The sequence below is a fragment of the uncultured Leptotrichia sp. genome (assembly GCF_938036635.1).
In the GTDB taxonomy this organism is placed as follows: Bacteria; Fusobacteriota; Fusobacteriia; order Fusobacteriales; family Leptotrichiaceae; genus Leptotrichia; species Leptotrichia hongkongensis.
In genome coordinates this window covers 1-1,208 of the sequence record NZ_CALHQO010000042.1, presented here as the reverse complement: position 1 = coordinate 1,208, position 1,208 = coordinate 1, and the positions used below count along the sequence as shown (strand labels likewise).

At 23.3% G+C, this 1,208-nt stretch carries 1 protein-coding gene; it reads right to left on the bottom strand.

The genetic code is table 11. The features are described from left to right. Positions 1-104: 104 nt before the first annotated feature. On the bottom strand, positions 105-1,175 hold the full coding sequence (locus tag Q0370_RS00735) for a hypothetical protein (RefSeq protein ID WP_299570732.1): 1,071 nt from the start codon (positions 1,173-1,175) through the stop codon (positions 105-107). Positions 1,176-1,208 lie beyond the last annotated feature (33 nt).

The following is a 1,208-nucleotide window of genomic DNA, read 5'->3' as shown; positions in this document are numbered from 1 at the left end:
AAAATATTTTACTGAAATAATTTTAAAGTATGATTTTAAAACAATGTATAAATTTTAAGTTTATCAAATAGTATACAGTAAAGCTTGATAATTATTTATTATAATTAATGCCTCTTATTTGTTTCTGTGTCATTACTGTTATTTTTTGTGTTAGTTTCATTTTTTAAATCTTTATCATTTATTTCTATAACTTCTACGTTTTTAGGACCATTTTTTGTTTCAAGTTTAAGTGTATTTTCTTTTTTCTTTCTTCTTTCAAGCTCTTTTTTGGCACCAATTGTGTCAATTTGAAATACACTCGCAGGATTTTCGCTTAATTGCTTTTCTAATTCATCTGTTCTATTCTTCAATTCAGCTTTTTTTCTTTCATTTTCAATTTCCCTAATATTTTTTATTTTTATATCATAAAAAACATTTTCTAGATTGTTATTATTTCCAACAATTTTTTCAAATTCATCTAATTCTTTATCCTCAAGTGAAATTTTTTCATTATTTGGGTAACGTGAGAATACTTTTGTAGTACCGTTGTTATATCTTACAACCATGTATCTATAATTTTTATCAAAAAATACAATTTCATTTTTTGTATTTTTAAAATATTTCTTTTCAATATTCAAATATACATTCCCCTTTTTTTCATTAATCCATCCTCTATATCTTTCTTCACTCCATTTGTCAGTTTTAGGATCAAAATAACTTTTAATAATAGCGTATCCATTTTCTTGCTGTAAAAAATCATATCTTACATTTTTTAATTCTTTTTCTGCATTATCATCCGTTTTTATCAGATACCATACACCATAACTTTTTGAAATTTGAAATTTTATAATTGGATTAACTTTTTCATCTATTTTTCTAATAATCCGTTCAAATTTATTGACTTTTTCCATTTTTTTCTGTTTTACTTCTTCTTCATCCTCTATCTGATCTAAATATATCAGATTCCCATCTTCATTATTCTCTTCTATATCGCTATTTTCATCTTCAAAATCATTAATATTGTTTTTGTTAATGATAATATCAACTTTTACAGCCTCATCTTCAAGTTTATTTTTACTCACAGAACTTTTATTCTCGTTAGCAAAAGTTAACAATGAGAATATCCAAAAACAAGTGGCAATATAAAGTCTCATTTTTTCATATTGATTATATTTTTTTTTATCCAAAGCATTCACCTTTTTTCATTTCTAAAATTATAATAGTCAAAA